The sequence below is a fragment of the Pseudenterobacter timonensis genome (genome assembly GCF_900021175.1).
Classification (GTDB): domain Bacteria; phylum Pseudomonadota; class Gammaproteobacteria; order Enterobacterales; family Enterobacteriaceae; genus Enterobacter; species Enterobacter timonensis.
Window position 1 is genome coordinate 651964 of record NZ_FCOP01000013.1, and the last position, 17688, is coordinate 669651.

At 60.5% G+C, this 17688-nt stretch carries 15 protein-coding genes and 1 pseudogene; 3 read left to right on the forward strand and 13 right to left on the reverse strand.

What is annotated here, in order from left to right:
* Nucleotides 1-7 precede the first annotated feature (7 nt).
* The gene (locus tag BN3796_RS18410; RefSeq protein WP_061709797.1) at nucleotides 8-1522 is read left to right on the forward strand and encodes a tripartite tricarboxylate transporter permease; all 1515 of its coding nucleotides are present in this window, start codon (nucleotides 8-10) and stop codon (nucleotides 1520-1522) included.
* Here BN3796_RS18410 and menE read toward each other — a convergent pair whose 3' ends face one another.
* The 8 genes from menE to BN3796_RS18450 form a co-directional block, all read right to left on the reverse strand.
* Complete coding sequence (gene menE, locus BN3796_RS18415) at nucleotides 1523-2884, reverse strand: o-succinylbenzoate--CoA ligase (RefSeq protein WP_061709798.1); 1362 nt, start codon at nucleotides 2882-2884, stop codon at nucleotides 1523-1525.
* Nucleotides 2881-3846 (reverse strand): o-succinylbenzoate synthase, encoded by a 966-nt coding sequence (menC, locus tag BN3796_RS18420; RefSeq protein ID WP_061709799.1) that lies wholly within the window; start codon nucleotides 3844-3846, stop codon nucleotides 2881-2883. The genes menE and menC overlap by 4 nt, the downstream gene beginning before the upstream one ends.
* Nucleotides 3846-4703 carry a 1,4-dihydroxy-2-naphthoyl-CoA synthase gene (menB, locus tag BN3796_RS18425; RefSeq protein WP_061709800.1) on the reverse strand — a complete coding sequence of 286 codons (858 nt, stop codon included), beginning with the start codon at nucleotides 4701-4703 and terminating at the stop codon, nucleotides 3846-3848. Before menB ends, menC begins: the two co-directional genes overlap by 1 nt.
* A complete protein-coding gene (gene menH, locus BN3796_RS18430) occupies nucleotides 4700-5464 on the reverse strand; it encodes a 2-succinyl-6-hydroxy-2,4-cyclohexadiene-1-carboxylate synthase (RefSeq protein WP_061709801.1) in 765 nt (254 codons plus the stop codon). Before menH ends, menB begins: the two co-directional genes overlap by 4 nt.
* Nucleotides 5461-7131, reverse strand: a complete 1671-nt coding sequence (gene menD, locus BN3796_RS18435; RefSeq protein WP_061709802.1) for a 2-succinyl-5-enolpyruvyl-6-hydroxy-3-cyclohexene-1-carboxylic-acid synthase — start codon at nucleotides 7129-7131, stop codon at nucleotides 5461-5463. Before menD ends, menH begins: the two co-directional genes overlap by 4 nt.
* An 88-nt stretch (nucleotides 7132-7219) precedes the next feature.
* Nucleotides 7220-8515 (reverse strand): isochorismate synthase MenF, encoded by a 1296-nt coding sequence (gene menF / locus BN3796_RS18440; protein ID WP_061709803.1) that lies wholly within the window; start codon nucleotides 8513-8515, stop codon nucleotides 7220-7222.
* A 99-nt stretch (nucleotides 8516-8614) separates the two neighbouring features.
* Nucleotides 8615-8920 carry a stress response protein ElaB gene (gene elaB / locus BN3796_RS18445; protein WP_061709804.1) on the reverse strand — a complete coding sequence of 102 codons (306 nt, stop codon included), beginning with the start codon at nucleotides 8918-8920 and terminating at the stop codon, nucleotides 8615-8617.
* Nucleotides 8921-8970: 50 nt separating this feature from the next.
* A complete protein-coding gene (locus BN3796_RS18450; RefSeq protein WP_061709805.1) occupies nucleotides 8971-9435 on the reverse strand; it encodes a GNAT family N-acetyltransferase in 465 nt (154 codons plus the stop codon).
* Nucleotides 9436-9507: 72 nt separating this feature from the next.
* Between BN3796_RS18450 and rnz the strand changes: the two genes are divergently transcribed.
* Nucleotides 9508-10425, forward strand: a complete 918-nt coding sequence (gene rnz / locus BN3796_RS18455) for a ribonuclease Z (protein ID WP_061709806.1) — start codon at nucleotides 9508-9510, stop codon at nucleotides 10423-10425.
* Between the two features lie 63 nt (nucleotides 10426-10488).
* Nucleotides 10489-11492 (forward strand): annotated as a pseudogene (locus tag BN3796_RS18460) (chemotaxis protein).
* Between the two features lie 226 nt (nucleotides 11493-11718).
* Here the strand turns inward: BN3796_RS18460 and nuoN are convergent.
* The 5 genes from nuoN to nuoJ all read right to left on the reverse strand — a co-directional run bounded on the left by nuoN (nucleotide 11719) and on the right by nuoJ (nucleotide 17684).
* Nucleotides 11719-13176 (reverse strand): NADH-quinone oxidoreductase subunit NuoN, encoded by a 1458-nt coding sequence (gene nuoN / locus BN3796_RS18465; RefSeq protein WP_061709807.1) that lies wholly within the window; start codon nucleotides 13174-13176, stop codon nucleotides 11719-11721.
* Between the two features lie 6 nt (nucleotides 13177-13182).
* Nucleotides 13183-14712, reverse strand: coding sequence for an NADH-quinone oxidoreductase subunit M (gene nuoM / locus BN3796_RS18470; RefSeq protein WP_061709808.1), 1530 nt, complete (start codon nucleotides 14710-14712; stop codon nucleotides 13183-13185).
* A 280-nt stretch (nucleotides 14713-14992) separates the two neighbouring features.
* Nucleotides 14993-16834: an NADH-quinone oxidoreductase subunit L gene (nuoL, locus tag BN3796_RS18475; RefSeq protein ID WP_061709809.1), complete on the reverse strand. Its 1842-nt coding sequence runs from the start codon at nucleotides 16832-16834 to the stop codon at nucleotides 14993-14995.
* Nucleotides 16831-17133, reverse strand: coding sequence for an NADH-quinone oxidoreductase subunit NuoK (nuoK, locus tag BN3796_RS18480; protein WP_061709810.1), 303 nt, complete (start codon nucleotides 17131-17133; stop codon nucleotides 16831-16833). The genes nuoL and nuoK overlap by 4 nt, the downstream gene beginning before the upstream one ends.
* Nucleotides 17130-17684 (reverse strand): NADH-quinone oxidoreductase subunit J, encoded by a 555-nt coding sequence (nuoJ, locus tag BN3796_RS18485; RefSeq protein ID WP_061709811.1) that lies wholly within the window; start codon nucleotides 17682-17684, stop codon nucleotides 17130-17132. The genes nuoK and nuoJ overlap by 4 nt, the downstream gene beginning before the upstream one ends.
* Between the last annotated feature and the right edge of the window lie 4 nt (nucleotides 17685-17688).

The following is a 17688-nucleotide window of genomic DNA, read 5'->3' on the forward strand; positions in this document are numbered from 1 at the left end:
GCACGCTATGGATACCTGGATCTATCTCTCTCAGGGTTTTGCGGTAGCGATGACGCCGGAAAACCTGGTTATTGCCCTGATAGGCTGTTTTGTCGGGACGATTGTCGGCCTGCTTCCGGGGCTGGGGCCGATTAACGGCGTGGCCATCCTGCTGCCGCTGGCTTTTGCCCTGCATCTGCCTGCGGAATCGGCGCTGATCCTGCTGGCGACCGTCTATATCGGCTGTGAATATGGCGGGCGGATCTCGTCGATCCTGCTTAACGTCCCCGGCGACGCGGCGGCGATCATGACGGCGCTGGACGGCTATCCGATGGCACAGCAGGGACGCGGCGGCGTGGCGCTCTCCATCTCTGCCGTCAGCTCCTTCTTCGGATCGCTGATTGCGATTGGCGGCATTATTCTCTTTGCGCCGGTGCTGGCCCAGTGGTCGCTGGCGTTCGGCCCGGCGGAATATTTCGCGCTGATGGTTTTTGCCATCGCCTGCCTTGGTAGCATGATGGCGCAAAACCCGCTGAAATCCTTTCTGGCGGCGCTGATTGGCCTGGGGCTCGCCACCGTCGGTGTGGATGCCAACACCGGCGTCTACCGCTTTACCTTCGACAGCGTGCATCTCTCCGATGGCGTGCAGTTTATTGTGGTGGTGATTGGTCTCTTCTCGGTATCCGAAATTCTGCTGATGCTGGAGCATACCAGCAGCGGCCAGACGCTGGTGCGTAAAACGGGAAGGATGCTCTTTAACGCCAGAGAGGGGTTACAGTGCGTGGGGACTACGCTGCGCTCTTCGGTGATCGGCTTCTTCGTCGGCATCCTGCCGGGAGCCGGAGCGACCATCGCCAGCGCCATTACCTACATGACGGAGAAAAAGCTCAGCGGCAACAGCGACAGCTTCGGCAAAGGGGATATCCGCGGCGTCGCCGCACCGGAGGCCGCCAATAACGCCTCGGCCTGCGGCTCGTTTATTCCGATGCTCACCCTGGGCGTCCCCGGTTCAGGCACCACGGCGGTCATGATGGGAGCGCTGACGCTCTATAACATCACCCCCGGCCCGGCGATGTTCACCGAGCAGCCGGATATCGTCTGGGGCCTGATCGCCGCGCTGCTGATCGCCAACGTCATGCTGCTGGTAATGAATATTCCGCTGATTGGCCTCTTTACCCGCATGCTGACCATTCCGCTCTGGTTTCTGGTGCCCGCCATCGCCGCCGTCTCGGCAGTAGGCGTCTATGCGGTGCACAGCACCACCTTCGATCTGGTGCTGATGGTGGCGCTGGGGGTGTTGGGCTACATCTTACGCAAGATGCAGTTCCCCATGTCGCCGCTGATCCTCGGCTTTGTGTTGGGCGAAATGCTGGAGCAGAACCTGCGCCGTGCCCTCTCCATCAGTAACGGCAACATGGCGATTCTGTGGGAAAGCGGCGTAACAAAAACGCTGCTGGCGATGGCGATCCTGGTGATTGTGATGCCGCCGGTCCTGCGCCTGCTGCGTAAGCGCAGCCGCAGGGCGCAGGTGGATGTCGGCTGATTACCTTCTCAGCGAGGCGTTTACCCACTGCTGTAACGCACGGCGGGAGATTTTAATCCCGCCGTTTTTTAACCCGTCAGGCAACACCAGCCAGTGCACCGGCTGCTGAAAGCGAGCCAGCCTGTCACGCACCCAGAGCGGAAAAGCGGCGATATCGGCCCCCTCTTCGCACTCCACTACCGCGACCGGTCGCTGTCCGAACTCGGCGTCATCCAGCGGCACCACAAAGACCTGGCTTATCTGCGGATGGGCGCCGATTACCCGCTCCACCTCTTCCGGCTGGATCCCCTCTCCGCCACTGAAAAAGAGGTTATCCATGCGTCCCAGGATAGTGAGCGTGCCGTCACGCAGCTCGCCGCGATCGCGGGTGGCAAACCAGCCCTGCTCGTTGACCAGCGGCGTCAGTACCCCGTCGCGCCAGTAGCCGGAGGCCATACTTCGCGCCTTCAGCCAGACTTCGCCCTCGACAATCCGCACTTCCCTGCCTGGCAGCGCATGTCCCACGTCCGCCAGTCCGTCCGCCTCCTTCGCACAGACCGTGGAAGCAAACTCGGTCAGCCCGTAGCCGCACCAGGTGCGTATCCCCTGCTCCCTTGCCCGTAGCGTCAGTTCAACCGGAATCGCCGCGCCGCCGAGCAACACCGCCTTCAGGGCGACTTCGCTGCGATCGTTAATCAGCCGCCAGAGCTGGGTAGGCACCAGCGAGGCGTGGGTGCAGCCTGCCAGCATCTGCGCCAGCGGCTGTTTGTCCCGCACGGTTAACCGCGCCCCCGCCTGCAGCCAGCGCCACACGATCCCCTGGCCCGACACGTGGAACAGCGGCAGCGAGAGCAGCCAGTCATCTTCCCCGCCGTAAGGCATCAGCGCCAGCACCCCTTCGGCGCTGGCAAGGTGGGCCGCGCAGGTATGCACTGCCGCTTTCGGTAGACCAGTTGAACCGGAGGTTAAGGTCATAGAGGCGAGCCGATCCGGGCGCCAGGTTACCGCATGGCTGCCGGTTGCCTGCGCAAAATTCAGCGCTGGCAGCCCCGGGTAATCACCATCCAGTACCAGGCCGAAGCGCAGGGTGAGCTGCGGCAACAGCACGTCCAGCAGGGGGCGCGGCAGCTGGGGATTGACGGGCAGAATGCGCGCCCCGCACTGGAGTAACGCCAGCCAGGCCAGCAGCGTGTCGGGGTGGTTTTGCGCCATCAGCATTACGCCGTCGCCTTCTCTTACCCCCTGCTTCGCAAAGCCGCCCGCCAGCGCGTCGATGCGCTGGCAAAGCTGGCTCCAGCTGAGCGTTTCGTCGTTAAGACGCAGGGCAAGACGATCGGGCTGAATCGCGCGCCAGCGGCGCCAGGGCCAGTCATTAACGATCATCGCAGCGTCTCCAGCGCCTCAACGCCCGCCAGGGGCAATGGGCTGTCGGGCCAGCGCCGCAGCAGTTGAGTCTGCATAAGGTGGAGCGTATCCAGGCCCGGCAGAGTCTGCGGCGTCAGCCAGGCGGCGATGCGCGCCAGCTGCGTCAGCCCGAGGCTCGATTCGATGGAGGAGCTAATCACCGCCGTCAGTCCCAGCCGATGCGCCGCTTCCACCTGGGCTCGCACCTTATCAAGGCTGCCGGTGAGCGTCGGCTTGATGACCACCGCGCTCACGCCCGGCTCCGCCGCAAAGCGGAAGTCCTCTTCACGCAGGCTCTCATCCCAGGCGATGGCAATCCCGCTCTCCCGGGCAAAGGCGAGCGAGTCGTCGCGAGATTTGCACGGCTCCTCCAGAAAGGCGATGCGGTCGCGCCAGGCTGGATTAACATACTTCGCGAACTGCTGTGCCCTGAGCGGCGTCCAGGCGCGATTGGCGTCCAGACGCAGGCGCAGATCGGGGATCGCTTCCAGCAACAGATTAACCATCATGCCGTCGCGCACCGCTTCGTAGAGTCCTACTTTTACCTTCGCGACCTTCTCCCCAGGCATACCGGAAAGCTGCGCGAACAGCGCGTCGGGATCGCCCGTGCAGAGCGGTGCGGCACGATAGTCCGCCGCCGCAGGCAGGCTACCCGCCAGTTCAGCCAGCGCGCAGCTAATACCGAAGGCCACCGAGGGCTGCGTCGGCAGCTGCGGCGATCCCCCCTGACGCCAGGCATCCGCCCACGCCAGAAGCGACGCCTGCGCCTCATCGTGCGTTTCCGCGCTAAAGCCCGGCAGAGGAGAGATTTCCCCCCACCCTTCCCGGCCCGCGTCCTGCAGATGGATAAACAGGCCGTCACGGGTTTTTAACCGCCGCTCACGCAGCACCACGCCCGCGTCCATCGGTATCTGCCAGCGGTAAACCTGCGCGTTACGCATTACGGGTTCCGTTTGAATTTGCTGAAGTCAGGCTGACGTTTTTCGTTAAACGCGTTGCGCCCTTCCTGACCCTCTTCGGTCATATAGAAGAGCATGGTCGCGTTGCCCGCCAGCTCCTGCAGCCCCGCCTGGCCGTCGCAGTCGGCGTTGAGAGCCGCCTTCAGGCAGCGCAGCGCCATCGGGCTGTTTTGCAGCATTTCACGACACCAGCGCACGGTCTCTTTTTCAAGTTCGGCCACCGGTACCACGGTGTTGACCAGCCCCATATCCAGCGCTTCCTGCGCGTTGTACTGCCGGCAGAGGAACCAGATTTCACGCGCTTTTTTCTGACCGACGATGCGGGCCATATAAGAGGCGCCCCAGCCACCGTCAAAGGAGCCGACTTTCGGGCCGGTCTGGCCAAAGATGGCGTTTTCCGCCGCGATAGTTAAATCGCACATCATATGCAGTACGTGACCGCCGCCGATGGAGAAGCCAGCCACCATCGCCACCACCGGTTTCGGGCAGGTACGAATTTGACGCTGGAAGTCGAGCACGTTGAGGTGGTGAACCCCGGAGTCGTCCTGATAGCCGCCGTAGTCGCCGCGCACCTTCTGGTCGCCGCCAGCGCAGAAGGCTTTTTCCCCTTCGCCGGTCAGGATGATAACGCCGACATTGTCGTCATAGCGGGCATCGGCCAGCGCCTGGATCATCTCCTTGACGGTGAGGGGGCGAAACGCGTTGCGTACCTGCGGGCGGTTGATGGTGATTTTGGCAATGCCGTCCGTGGATTTGTGGTAGCGGATGTCGGTGTAACCTTCGGAACAGTCCTGCCATTCCACCGGTGCGTAAAGCATTTGTTCATCAGGATAGATCATAGCGGGTCCTTTATTGAAAGACGCAGTATTTGAGCCAGGCACGCCGCCACGGCAGCGGGGTTTTCCCGGTGGGCGTTGTGTCCGGCATGGGAAATCGGATGGCGTTCCGCGTTCAGTTCGGCAGCCAGCGCGCCGAACTTGCTGTCATGTTCGCCATAGAGATAGTGAAAAGGGATGTTACGGTTGCGCAGCGCTGTACGCAGGTCGGGCTGCCCCGCCAGGGAGGTGGCCTGCAGCATCGCCGCCAGCGCCTCGCCGTTGTTACGGCTGCGCAAAGCGACCAGCTCGCGGCGCTGCGCGTCGGTGAGGGAGGCGAAAACCGGCTGGCGATACCAGTCGCTAAAGACGCTCTCCAGCGGCTCGCTGCGAAAGCGCTCAGCCCAGCGCGCGTCGGCGTGGCGTCTCGCCTCCTGCTGCGCCGGATCGGTCAGGCCAGGATGGCCCCCTTCGACAATAAGTCCCTGCAGCCCTGACGGGCGGGAGGCGTGATACATCGCAACGCGGCCGCCGAGGGAGTAGCCCACCAGCCAGTATTCTAGTATGTTGTAACTAAGAAGAGTAGCCCGTAGCCAGGCGTCGACCTCGGCAAACCCCGATACGGTAAGCGCTGCATTATCGCCATGCCCCGGGAGATCGAGGAAAAGCTGTGGATAATCCGCCAGCCGCTCCCCCACCGCTCGCCATTCGCGGCGGTCGCCGGAAAAACCGTGCAAAAAGACCAGCCAGGGCAGATTGTTCCGCGTGCGGGAGGGATGGTTCATAGCTGGCTAACCTGCGCCAGTAAGTGCTGCAGCGTTTGCGTGCCGTCGGTCGCGTTGACCACCAGCTCGATAAGCGTCGCACCCGGCCGCCGCCACGCATTCTCCAGCGCCTCTTCCAGCGCGTTCCAGCTTTCCGGGCGGTGATAGGCCAGGCTGAACATCGCCGCCGCATGCGCAAATTCCACGTTTTGCGGCATCAGGTAGAAGCGTTCACGTTCATTTTGCGGCGTGGGCAGCAGGGAGAAGATCTGGCCGCCGTTATTATTCACCACGATCAGCACAAAGGGGGCGGAGGCCTGCCGCAGCAGCGCCAGGGCGTTAAGGTCGTAAAGCGCGGAGAGGTCGCCCACTATCGCCAGCGTCGGCTTGCCGCTCGCGCGTTGTACCCCCGCCGCGGTGGAGATCAGCCCGTCGATGCCGCTGGCCCCGCGGTTGCTGTAAACCGGATAGCCCGCCGGCAGACGCGCAAACGCATCGATCAAACGCACCACCAGACTGTTGCCGACAAAAAGTTGTCCCTGTCCGGGGAGGTAATGGCTGATGCGGTGCGCGAGTCCGGCCTCGCTGAAGCTTTCGCAACGCCGGGTCGTCAGTTCCCACGCCTGGCGGGAGAGCTCCGGGATCGCGCTTACCCACGGGTGGCGTTTTTCTGCCGGATGAAGCGCCAGCCACTCGTCAATCCGGCTGACCAGGCGGCGACCGCGATGATGGGCGGGATCGAGCCGCCCTTCATGCGGATCCACCAGCCAGTACTCCTGCGGCGTGCAGGTCGCCTGCCACTGGAGCAGCCTCTTCCCGGTCAGGCTCGCGCCAAGCTGAACCACAATCTGCGCCTGCGCCAGTTCGGTGACCGCCCGGGCGTTCCCCAGCCAGAGGTCGGCGCAGGGCAGCGGCTGTCCGGTCTGGGAGAGGACATCGCCAATTAGCGGCCAGCCGAGCGTTTGCGCCCATTCGGCTACCAGCTTGCCCTCGGCGGCGCTCATGCGCCCCGCCACTACCACGCCGCGTTTCTGTCGCCAGAAAAACCAGTCCCGCTGTTTCGCGCTCTCAAGCGAGGTTTGCGCCCGCAGCCAGGGTTGATCGCTTTCCCACCACTCCCCCAGCGCCGCCTGCCACTGCGTGCCGGTTTCATCCATCTCTCCGTAGAGCGGTTCGGCAAAGGGGCAGTTGATATGCAGCGCGCCGCTGCGCAGCGAACCGAGGGCGTTATCGAGCGTTGAGACCAGCCAGCTCGCCGGGATATCCTGCGTCGGACGTGGCAGGGAGAGCGCCTGCGACGGATGCGAGGCGAAGATCCCCTGCTGGCGGATGGCCTGATTTGCCCCGCAGTCGATCAGCTCCGGCGGCCTGTCCGCCGTCAGCAGAATCAGCTTTTCACCGGTCAGGCCCGCCTCAATCAGCGCCGGGTAGAGGTTGGCTACCGCCGTACCGGAGGTCACAATCACCGCCACCGGCGCCTGGCTGACCTTAGCCAGCCCCAGCGCCAGATGGCCAAGGCCACGCTCATCAAAATGGGTGTGATGAATAAATGCGCGGTTTTCAGCTGCCGCCAGAGTTAAGGGGGTGGAGCGGGAGCCCGGGGCGATGCAGACATGCCTGACGCCATGACGGGTCAGCGCTTCGAGGATCACCGCCGCCCAGCGTCGGTTAAATGAACTTACTGACATGAGTTTGTCCGGTATCAATATTGCGACACAGTATAAATAATAGAAAAAATCGGGATTTTGATATGAATCGGGATCGCGTGAATCAGTATTAATCCAAAAGGAGCAGGCTTCTCAAACCGGCCGCTTTATTCTCAATTTCCTGCCACTCCTGTTCGGGATCGGAGCCGCTGACGATCCCTGCCCCCGCATAGAGACGCACGGCCGATTCGCTCACCCGGGCGGAACGCAGCGCAACGCAAAACTCGCTTTGTGCCGGGGAGAGATAGCCGGCGGAACCCGCATACCACTCCCGGTCAAACGGCTCGACGCGCTGGATCCACTCCCGGGCGGGCTGGCGTGGCAGGCCCGCCACCGCCGCCGTTGGCTGAAGCAGCGACAGGCACTGCGCGTCATTAGCATCGTTCATCTGCGTCCAGATGCAGCGGCGCAGATGCTGGACTTTCCGCAAGCGGACCACCTGGGCGGGTAACACTTCCAGCGCGCGGGTGTGGCGCTGCAACCGCTGGCAGATATCCTCTACCACCAGCATATTCTCGCGCTGGTTTTTGTCATCATTGAGCAGCCACTGCGCCAGGCGCCCGGCCTGCGCGTCATCCGGGTGGCTGGCAACCGTCCCCGCCAGCGCTTCGGTGCGCAGAAGGGTACCGCGCCGCCGCCACAGCCGCTCGGGAGAGGAGCCTAAAAAGGCGGTATGACGATCGAAAACCATGCAGAAGTGATAGCAGTTAAGGTTGATTCGACGGCTGGCGGCCATCAGCGCCACGGCGCTGAGCGGCTCGCTGAAGGTTAAATCGGTCGCGCGTGCCAGCACAACTTTCTCAAACGCTCCGCGCCCGATGGTGTCGGTCGCCTCGCGGATAAGCTGCAGCCACGCCGGATGGTCGGGAAGATGGGTTTCATGCAAAAGAGTGGCGGGCAGCGATTCAATGGGTTTCATGGCCGCCAGCTGCGCTAAAAAGGTCAGCGCAGCCCGGGCATCCTCCTGCAGGGAATCGGTGCTAAAAAGGTTTACCCGCAGCGTTGCCGTGCCGCCGGTGCGTAGCCACAGCAGGCGCGGCAGAAACAGCGCGCCAGCTTCCGGCGTAAAGGCATTCAGACCACAGAGGCGGGTGTCGTCCGAAGCTTCCTGCCGGTGTAAAAAATCCTGCGCCTCAGAGAGAGATGCGAAGCGTATTACCGCCCCCAGCGCCGCCAGCTCTTCGTCGCCATTGCGCTGCTGCCAGTAAAACTGCGGCCAGACTGACTGGGCGCCAAGCCAGGCGAGAGGATCGAACGCATCGTTCAGGGGGAAAGAGACATCAACGTGAAACAGGCCAGGGGTGGCGGGGATTTCGTTAGCCAGACGGCTCTGAAGCTGTTCTGATGCGACTGAAATGGAATGCACGCGGACCTCTCCCGGTAAAAACCCCACATTATACGGGGTACTTGCCCGAAAAAGCAGTACCCACGTACAGGAAGCGGTGAACCGATCGTGCGGTCAGGTTTAGCGGCGGGCGAGCAGCAGGCCCAGCACCAGCCCGGCAGCGGCGCCTACGCCAATCCCCTGCCACGGTTTTTCATGCACATAATCATCGGCACGATAGACCGCTTTTTTGGCACGGTAGTAGTAGTTATCCGACGCGGTGCTGACGCGGGTTTTAACATCATGCAGCGCCTGCTCAGCGCGCGCTTTAAGCTCAATATACTTCTGATCCGCCGGATCGCCTGAGGAGCGGAGCACCTCTTCCAGCGTATCGCTCAGCAGAGCCAGATCGTCATCGACACGTGTATCCCAGGATTGATTTGTCATAGCCTTCTCCATGTTATTGCATCAGTCAGCTAACTATAGACAACGCTGGGCTATTTCGCCTGTTTCGCTTCCCGAGCCATGCCGATATGAGGAATGCCATCCTCGTCATAGACTGGTGTGACGGGCGTAAAGCCGAAATGGGCGTAAAAGGCCTGCAGATGAGCCTGCGCGCCGAGGTATAACGCCTTGTCAGGCCACTGTTTTTCGCAGGCCTGCAGCGCCTGCTCCATCAGCTGGTAACCGAGCTTTTCGCCGCGTGCTTTTGAACTGACGATAACCCGGCCAATCACCACCGGGTCGACAGGCTCTTCACTTTTCAGAATCCTCGCATACGCGACCAGTTCCCCCTCTTTCCAGCCGAGAATATGGCGGTTCTCCCCCACCAGATCGTCGCCGTCGATATCCTGATAAGGACAGGTCTGCTCGACGATAAAGACTTCGCAGCGCAGCTTAAGCAGGGCGTAGAGCGCGGGAACGTTCAGTTCACTATGGTGCAGATCTTGCCACTCAATCATCACAGACTCCTTATGCGTTATCATCTCGTTATACTAAAGCCTTTTCGCCTGCAACCAAGAGAGTTTGCGCATATGGAACTGATTTTTCTGGGTACCTCCGCCGGCGTGCCGACCCGCGCGCGCAACGTCACCTCCCTTGTGCTGGATTTGCAGCACCCCACCCGCCCCGGCGTCTGGCTTTTTGACTGTGGCGAAGGGACGCAGCAGCAGCTGCTGCGCACCGCCTTCCATCCCGGCAAGCTGGATAAGATATTTATTACCCATCTGCATGGCGATCATCTGTTTGGTCTCCCCGGCCTGCTCTGCAGCCGTTCGATGGCGGGCAATGCCGCGCCTCTTACTCTTTACGGCCCGGCGGGACTTGCTGAGTTTGTTGAAACGGCGCTGCGCCTGAGCGGCTCCTGGACCGATTATCCCCTGGAGATCATTGAGATTCGCGAAGGGGTGGTGCTGGACGATGGTTTTTATAAGGTGACCGCACGGGCGCTTAATCACCCTGTGGAGTGCTATGGTTACCGTATCGAGGAGGCGGACAAACCCGGCGCGCTGGATGCCGCCGCGCTCATTGCCGACGGGATCCGCCCGGGGCCGCTTTTCCAGGCGCTCAAGCGTGGCGAAACCGTAGTGCTGGAGGATGGCCGGGAGGTCAACGGCAAGGACTATCTCTCCGCGCCGCTACCGGGTAAAAAGCTGGCGATTTTCGGCGATACCGCCCCATGCCCGGCGGCGCTAGCGCTGGCGAGCGGCGTCGATCTGATGGTGCATGAGGCGACCCTTGAGACGGCAATGGAGGAGAAAGCCAACAGCCGCGGCCATAGCTCGACGCGTCAGGCGGCGCTTCTCGCCCGTGACGCGGGGGTGGGAGAGCTGATTATCACCCACGTCAGCTCCCGGTATGACGCGAAAGGGTGCGAGGCGCTGCTGGCGGAGTGCCGCGCCCATTTCGCCCGCACCCGGCTGGCGAATGATTTTGCCCGTTTCCACCTTTAATCCTGCATTTTTCCCTCCGCGTGCCGATAACCCGTTAAGGCCAGCATTTCACTTGAGGGTAAAATGGATAATTTCCAGAAAGATATTGATGACAGGGCGAATCTGACCCTGTCGAACCGTTTTGAACTGTTACTGTTCCGTCTCGGCACCTCCCTGCATGAGAACAAATCGGAGCTGTTTGGCATTAATGTCTTTAAGCTGCGTGAAATTGTGCCGATGCCGACCTTTACCAAACCGGCGGGCATGAAATCGCCGCTGCTGGGGATGGTCAATATCCGCGATCAGGTGATACCGGTAATCGATCTGGCGGCGGTGGCGGGCTGTAAGCCAGCCACCGGACTGAACATTCTGCTCATTACCGAATATGCCCGCAGCGTGCAGGCGTTCGCCGTGGAGTCGGTAGAGAATATTATGCGCCTCGACTGGAAGCAGGTTCACGCGGCGGAGACGGCGGTAAGCGGGCGCTATATCACCAGCATCGCCTGCCTGGATGAAGGAGCCGAGACAAATGCGCTGGCGATGGTGCTGGATGTGGAGCAGATCCTCTACGACATCACCCCTTCCCATCACGATCTGCACGCCACTAACCTGACGCCCCGCACTTCACCATTAAACCGGGCGCGGTGGCCATTGTGGCGGAGGATTCAAAAGTGGCGCGCGCCATGCTGGAAAAAGGACTACAGGCGATGGGGATCCCGGCGCAGCTGCATATCACCGGTAAAGAGGCATGGGAGAAAATTGGCCTGCTGGCCGCACAAGCCCAGGCGGAAGGCGTCCCCGTTACCGATAAGATAGCCCTGGTGCTGACCGACCTGGAAATGCCGGAGATGGACGGTTTTACCCTGACGCGTAAAATCAAAACCGACCCGCTGTTACAGGCCATTCCGGTGGTGATCCACTCTTCTCTTTCCGGCAACGCCAACGAGGATCATATCCGTAAGGTGAAGGCCGACGGCTACGTGGCGAAGTTTGAGATTAACGAGCTGTCGTCGGTGATTGAGGAAGTGCTGGATCGGTCGATGAAGAAAATTGAGGGGCCGTTGATCAGCCGCAAGCAGCTGGCCTGATTGCCGGGTGGCGCTGCGCTTACCCGGCCTACAAAATCCCTGAACCGTAGGTCGGGCCACCCGGCAACAAAACCCCCGAACCGTAGGCCGGGTAAGGCGAAGCCGCCACCCGGCAACAAAAAACCCGCCGGGGCGGGTTTTTCCGTTCTGTGAGGCAGGTACCCTCTCCCGCCGCACAGAACGCAACATTAAAAAAGGCAACTTACGTTGCCTTTTTTCTTTTACCTTACATCAGCGGCATCGCATGCTGCACGATATCAATCAGCGGCTGCGGATAGATACCGAACACCAGCACCAGCAGTGCGGAGATCAGCACCACAATCCCGCCCGCGCTGTACTGCCAGTTACGCGGCGCGTCGCGGTTAAGCTGCTGCGGCGCGCTCAGGTAGAGGCTCACCGCCACGCGCAGATAGTAGTAGAGACCGATAGCGGAACCGATCACCACCGCAGCCACCAGCCACCACAGGTGCGCATTCACACCTACCGCCAGCACGTAGAACTTACCGATAAAGCCGAGGGTCATCGGGATACCCGCCAGGGAGAGCATCATCACCGTCATGACCGCCGACAGGATCGGACGGTGCCAGAACAGACCACGGTAGGAGAAGAGCGAGTCTGCATCCGGGCCGCGATACGGGCTGGACATCAGGCTGACTACGCCGAACGCGCCGAGGCTGCTGAACAGATAGCCAGCCAGGTAGACGCCTACGGTTTCCATCGACATCTGTCCGCTCTGCAGCGCAATCAGCGCCACCAGCAGGTAGCCCAGGTGGGAGATGGAGGAGTAGCCAAGCAGACGCTTGATGTTGGTCTGGCTCAGCGCCATCAGGTTACCGAAGATAATGGAGGCAAAGGCGATAATGCCCAGCACCACGCGTACCGCTTCGCTGTCGCCCACCGGCGCGTAGAGGAACAGACGCATCACCACCCCGAAGATAGCGATTTTGCTCGCCGTCGCCAGGAAGGTGGAGACCGGCGCAGGCGCGCCCTGGTAAACGTCCGGCGTCCAGAGGTGGAACGGCACCAGAGAGAGTTTAAAGCCGAGACCCACGATCATCATCCCCAGACCGGCCAGCAGCAGCGGCTCGTGCAGCATGTTGTCGCCGAGGCTCTTGCCGAGCGCCAGGAAGGAGAGATCGCCGGACTGCGCATAGAGCAGCGCAATACCAAACAGCAGGAAGGAGGAGGCGGCGGCAGAAAGAATGGTGTACTTAATGCTCGCTTCCAGAGAGCGCTTCTGGCGGAAAGCGTAACCCACCAGGCCGAACAGCGGCAGGGAGATCAGCTCAATGCCGAGGAACAGCGCCGCCAGATGGTTGGCGTTCGCCAGCAGAATACCGCCCAGCGCGGCAATCAGAACCAGCAGGTAAAACTCTTCTTTGTTGTCGTAATAGCCTTCCAGCCACGGGTAGGCAAAGGTACAGGTGGCGAGGCTCGCCAGCAATACCATCCCGGTATAGAGCATGGCGTAGCCGTCAACGCGCATCAGCGGGGTGACATCCATCGCCCCCGCCTGGCCAACAAACCAGAGAGAGACTAACGCGGCGTTCAGCCCGATGACCGACAGCGTGGCATTGAGGAAGTGATTGCGTCGCCACGCAATGGAGAGCATCACAACCACCACCGTCAATCCGACGATCAGCAGCGGTAGCAGCGCGATCAGTTGTTGTGGAGTTATTGTCATGGCGATTTACGGCCTTGTAGTAGAAACAGAATTAACAAACCACTGCTGGATATTGCCCATCGCGGAGTGCGAGGTATCCAGAATCGGCTGCGGATAGAAGCCCAGCAGCACCAGCAGTACGACCAACAGCAGGATGATGAACAGCTCGCGCAGCGACATCCCCGGCAGCGCTTTCGCGGCAATTTCACTCTTCGCCTTACCGAAGTAAGCGCGGTGCAGCATCGCCAGCGAGTAAACGGAGGCGAACACCAGGCCAAAGGTGGACAGCACGGTGATAACCGGCACCACTTTATAGCTACCGAACAGGATCATGAACTCGCCGACGAAGTTACCGGTGCCCGGCATACCCAGCGTTGCGACCGCGAAGAACATCGACATCGCCGGGAGCCACTTAATTTTGCTCCACAGGCCGCCCATCATACGCATGTCGCGGGTGTGCAGACGTTCGTACAGCTGACCACACAGGATGAAGAGACCGGCTGCGGAGAGACCGTGCGCGATCATCTGGATCACCGCCCCCTGGTAAGCCAGCTGGCTGCCGGTGTAGATAGCAATCAGCACGAAGCCCATGTGGGAAACAGAGGTGTAGGCGATGAGACGTTTGATGTCGTACTGGGTGAAAGCCATCCACGCGCCGTAGAAGATGCCAATCACGCCAAGCCACATGGCGATCGGCGCAAACTCCGCAGAGGCGTTCGGGAAGAGCGGCAGGGAGAAGCGCAGCAGGCCGTAGGCCGCGGTTTTCAGCAGAATGCCCGCAAGGTCAACGGAACCGGCGGTCGGCGCCTGGGAGTGAGCGTCCGGCAGCCAGCCATGCAGCGGCACCACCGGCATTTTCACCGCAAAGGCGATGAAGAAGCCGAGCATCAGTAGGTATTCAACACCGTGCGACATTGGCGTTTTCAGCAGATCTTCATAGTTGAAGGTCCAGACGCCGGTCGCGTTGTAGTGCACAAACACCAGCGCCAGAATCGCAATCAGCATCACCAGACCGCTCGCCTGGGTATAGATGAAGAACTTGGTGGCCGCCGTGATACGCGTTTTACCGTCGGACGCCTTATGGCCCCACAGCGCGATCAGGAAGTACATCGGCACCAGCATCATCTCCCAGAAGAAGAAGAACAGGAACATGTCGATGGCAAGGAACACGCCGATAACGCCGCCCAGAATCCACATCAGATTGAGGTGGAAGAAGCCCTGGTATTTTTCGATTTCTCGCCAGGAGCAGAGCACCGCCAGCACGCCGAGCAGACCGGTCAGCACCACCATCAGCAGCGACAGGCCGTCAATGGCCAGGTGGATGGTAATGCCAAAACGCGGGATCCACGGCAGGATAAATTCAGACTGCCACTGCGGAATACCTGCAGACTGGGTCAGAGAGTAGCCGCCCTGCAACCAGAGTTGCAGGCCAAGCGCGAGCGTCAATCCCATAGTAATCAGCGCAATCCAGCGCGGCACTTTCACGCCGAAGCGTTCGGTCTGCCAGCACAGGAAGCCGCCGATAAAGGGAATCAGTATTAGCCAGGGTAATAACATGGCGATATTTGTTCCTTGTTTAAGTCCAGTTCAGGCTATCTTGCTCGTCAACACGCACCCCGGCCGTGCTCGCAATCTTCACGTACTTCTGTACGCTCCGGTTGCTGCGCGCAGGCGGTGTCCACTCTGACGTCGCCGATAACGCCTGTCCTTTCGGACCTGATTTTCAACGAATTTTAAAAATTCTCTTTAGGTTCTGTCGGATGACGCTAACGCTTATCCGCCCTACTTTTGTAGGCCCGGTAAGCGCAGCGCCACCGGGCAAAACCGTAATATCAACTCAACGCAACACCATCAGCAGCGCCAGCACAACCACCGCGCCGATGCTCATGGAGGCCACATACCAGCGCAGATAGCCGTTCTCGCTTAACAGCAGCCCTTTACCGGCAAAGCGGGAGAGGATCGCCGGGATATTCATCAGGCTGTTCAGTGGGTCGCGCTTCAGCAGCCACGCAATACCGAGGAACGGCTTGACGAAGATCATGTCGTACAGCCAGTCGAAGCCCCACGCGTTGTACCACCAGGTACCCAGCAGACGGCCCGGCGCGCTGTTGGCAATCGCCGTAACCAGCGTGCGTTTGCCCAGCCACAGCCATGCGGCAATCAGGATCCCCGCAATCGCGACCACGCCAGAGGTGATCTCAAGCGTCAGCACGCGACCGTGCTCGAGCTCGGTGGTATCCGGCAGTACGCCCTGCAGCGGCGGAACAATCAGCGCGCCAACGAAGGTGGAGAGAACCAGCAGCACAATCAGCGGCAGGTGGTGAGTAATCCCCTTCCCTGCGTGAGCGTGAATTTGTTCTTTACCGTGAAAGACGATGAAAATCATACGGAAGGTATAGAGCGAGGTCATAAACGCGCCCACCAGGCCCGCAACCATCAGATTGATATGACCGTTCGCCATGGCGCCCGCCAGGATCTCATCCTTACTGAAGAAGCCTGCGGTAACCAGCGGCAGCGCCGACAGCGCCGCGCCGCCCACCAGGAAGCAGACATAGACCAGAGGAATCGACTTACGCAGGCCACCCATTTTGAAGATGTTCTGCTCGTGGTGGCAGGCCAGAATGACGGAGCCGGACGAGAGGAACAGCAGAGCTTTAAAGAACGCGTGCGTCATCAGGTGGAAAATGGCCGCATCCCACGCCTGAACGCCCAGCGCCAGGAACATGTAGCCAATCTGGCTCATGGTGGAGTAAGCGAGAACGCGTTTGATATCGGTCTGCACCAGCGCGGCAAAGCCCGCCAGCACCAGGGTGACCGCTCCGACGATACCCACCAGGTGCAGGATTTCAGGAGTCATCAGGAACAGGCCATGGGTACGCGCAATCAGGTAGACACCGGCGGTTACCATGGTTGCGGCGTGGATCAGCGCGGAGACAGGCGTCGGACCCGCCATCGCGTCCGCAAGCCAGGTCTGCAACGGCAGCTGCGCGGATTTACCCACGGCGCCGCCCAGCAGCATCAGCGTTGCCCACCACAGCATGTTATTACCCGCTTCGAAGTGCGCCGGCGCCAGTTCCACCATTTCGCGGAAGTTAAGCGTGCCCAGTTCGTTGTAGAGAATGAACAGCGCGAAAGCGAGGAAGACGTCACCCACGCGGGTCACGACAAACGCTTTCATCGCCGCTGCGCCATTCTTCGGATCGGTATAGTAGAAACCGATCAGCAGGTAAGAGCAGAGGCCCACGCCTTCCCAGCCCAGATACATCAGCAGCAGGTTATCGGCCAGCACCAGCACCACCATGCTCGCGATAAAGAGGTTGGTGTAGGCGAAGAAGCGGGAGTAGCCCTCTTCCCCGCGCATATACCAGGAGGCGAACATGTGGATCAGGAAGCCGACGCCGGTCACCACGGAGAGCATGGTCAGGGAAAGACCATCCAGCACCAGGTTAAAACCGATGTTGAAATCACCCACCGACATCCAGTTCCAGAGCGGTACGCTGTAGGCCTGACGCCCGTTGTTGAAGAAGTCGACACCCGCATACGCCGTCACCAGCGCAGCCAGGCCAACGGAACCCATGCCAATGGTCGCAGAGAGATTCTCAGACCAGCGGCCGCGCGAGAACGCCAGCAGCAAAAAGCCAATCAGCGGAAAAATTATGGTTAAGGCAAGCATGTTCATCCACGCAACTCACTTACTGAATCGATGTTCAGATTCTGGCGGCGACGATGGAGCTGCAGCAACAGCGCCAGGCCAATACTCGCTTCCGCAGCCGCAAGGCTGATGGCGAGGATATACATAATCTGGCCATCGGTCTGGCCCCAGTAGCTTCCGGCCACCACAAAGGCGAGCGCAGAAGCGTTGATCATGATTTCCAGCCCAATCAGCATAAACAGCAGATTGCGACGGATAACCAGACCGGTCAGGCCGAGGACGAATAAGATCGCGGCAAGGATCAGTCCATGTGTTAAGGGGATCATGCGCGCTCCTCCGTTTTTCTTTTCGCGCGGTCGTCAATGCGGTTGCTCAGCACTTCACCAGGGCGATCTTCACGTCCCACGTGGAAGGCGACAACCAGGCCTGCCAGCAGCAGCATCGAGGCCAGCTCGACGGCGAGTACGTATGGGCCAAACAGGGTGATACCCACCGCTTTGGCGCTAATCGGCGTACCGTCGATGCCCTGATCGTTCACGCCGAGAATGGCGTAAACGATCACCACCAGCATGATGGCCGACAAAATTGCCGGACCAATCCATACTTGCGGTTTTAACCACTGACGTTCCTGCTCGATTTCCGAGCCGCCCAGGTTGAGCATCATCACCACGAAGACGAACAACACCATGATGGCGCCCGCGTAAACAATGATCTCCAGCGCACCGGCAAAGTGCGCGCCTAGCGCAAAGAAGACACCGGAAATGGCCAGCAGCGAAATGATTAAGTAGAGCAGCGCATGCACCGGGTTGGTGTGCGTAATCACTCGCAGCGTAGCCAGGATGGCGATAAGGCCACAGATATAAAAAGCGAATTCCATTGCC

Bases quoted from the DNA above. Each gene is read 5' to 3' on its own strand.
- BN3796_RS18410 (WP_061709797.1), top strand. From the start codon at position 8: ATGGATACCTGGATCTATCTCTCTCAGGGTTTTGCGGTAGCGATGACG.
- menE (WP_061709798.1), bottom strand. From the start codon at position 2,884: ATGATCGTTAATGACTGGCCCTGGCGCCGCTGGCGCGCGATTCAGCCC.
- menC (WP_061709799.1), bottom strand. From the start codon at position 3,846: ATGCGTAACGCGCAGGTTTACCGCTGGCAGATACCGATGGACGCGGGC.
- menB (WP_061709800.1), bottom strand. From the start codon at position 4,703: ATGATCTATCCTGATGAACAAATGCTTTACGCACCGGTGGAATGGCAG.
- menH (WP_061709801.1), bottom strand. From the start codon at position 5,464: ATGAACCATCCCTCCCGCACGCGGAACAATCTGCCCTGGCTGGTCTTT.
- menD (WP_061709802.1), bottom strand. From the start codon at position 7,131: ATGTCAGTAAGTTCATTTAACCGACGCTGGGCGGCGGTGATCCTCGAA.
- elaB (WP_061709804.1), bottom strand. From the start codon at position 8,920: ATGACAAATCAATCCTGGGATACACGTGTCGATGACGATCTGGCTCTG.
- BN3796_RS18450 (WP_061709805.1), bottom strand. From the start codon at position 9,435: ATGATTGAGTGGCAAGATCTGCACCATAGTGAACTGAACGTTCCCGCG.
- rnz (WP_061709806.1), top strand. From the start codon at position 9,508: ATGGAACTGATTTTTCTGGGTACCTCCGCCGGCGTGCCGACCCGCGCG.
- nuoN (WP_061709807.1), bottom strand. From the start codon at position 13,176: ATGACAATAACTCCACAACAACTGATCGCGCTGCTACCGCTGCTGATC.
- nuoM (WP_061709808.1), bottom strand. From the start codon at position 14,712: ATGTTATTACCCTGGCTAATACTGATTCCCTTTATCGGCGGCTTCCTG.
- nuoL (WP_061709809.1), bottom strand. From the start codon at position 16,834: ATGAACATGCTTGCCTTAACCATAATTTTTCCGCTGATTGGCTTTTTG.
- nuoK (WP_061709810.1), bottom strand. From the start codon at position 17,133: ATGATCCCCTTAACACATGGACTGATCCTTGCCGCGATCTTATTCGTC.
- nuoJ (WP_061709811.1), bottom strand. From the start codon at position 17,684: ATGGAATTCGCTTTTTATATCTGTGGCCTTATCGCCATCCTGGCTACG.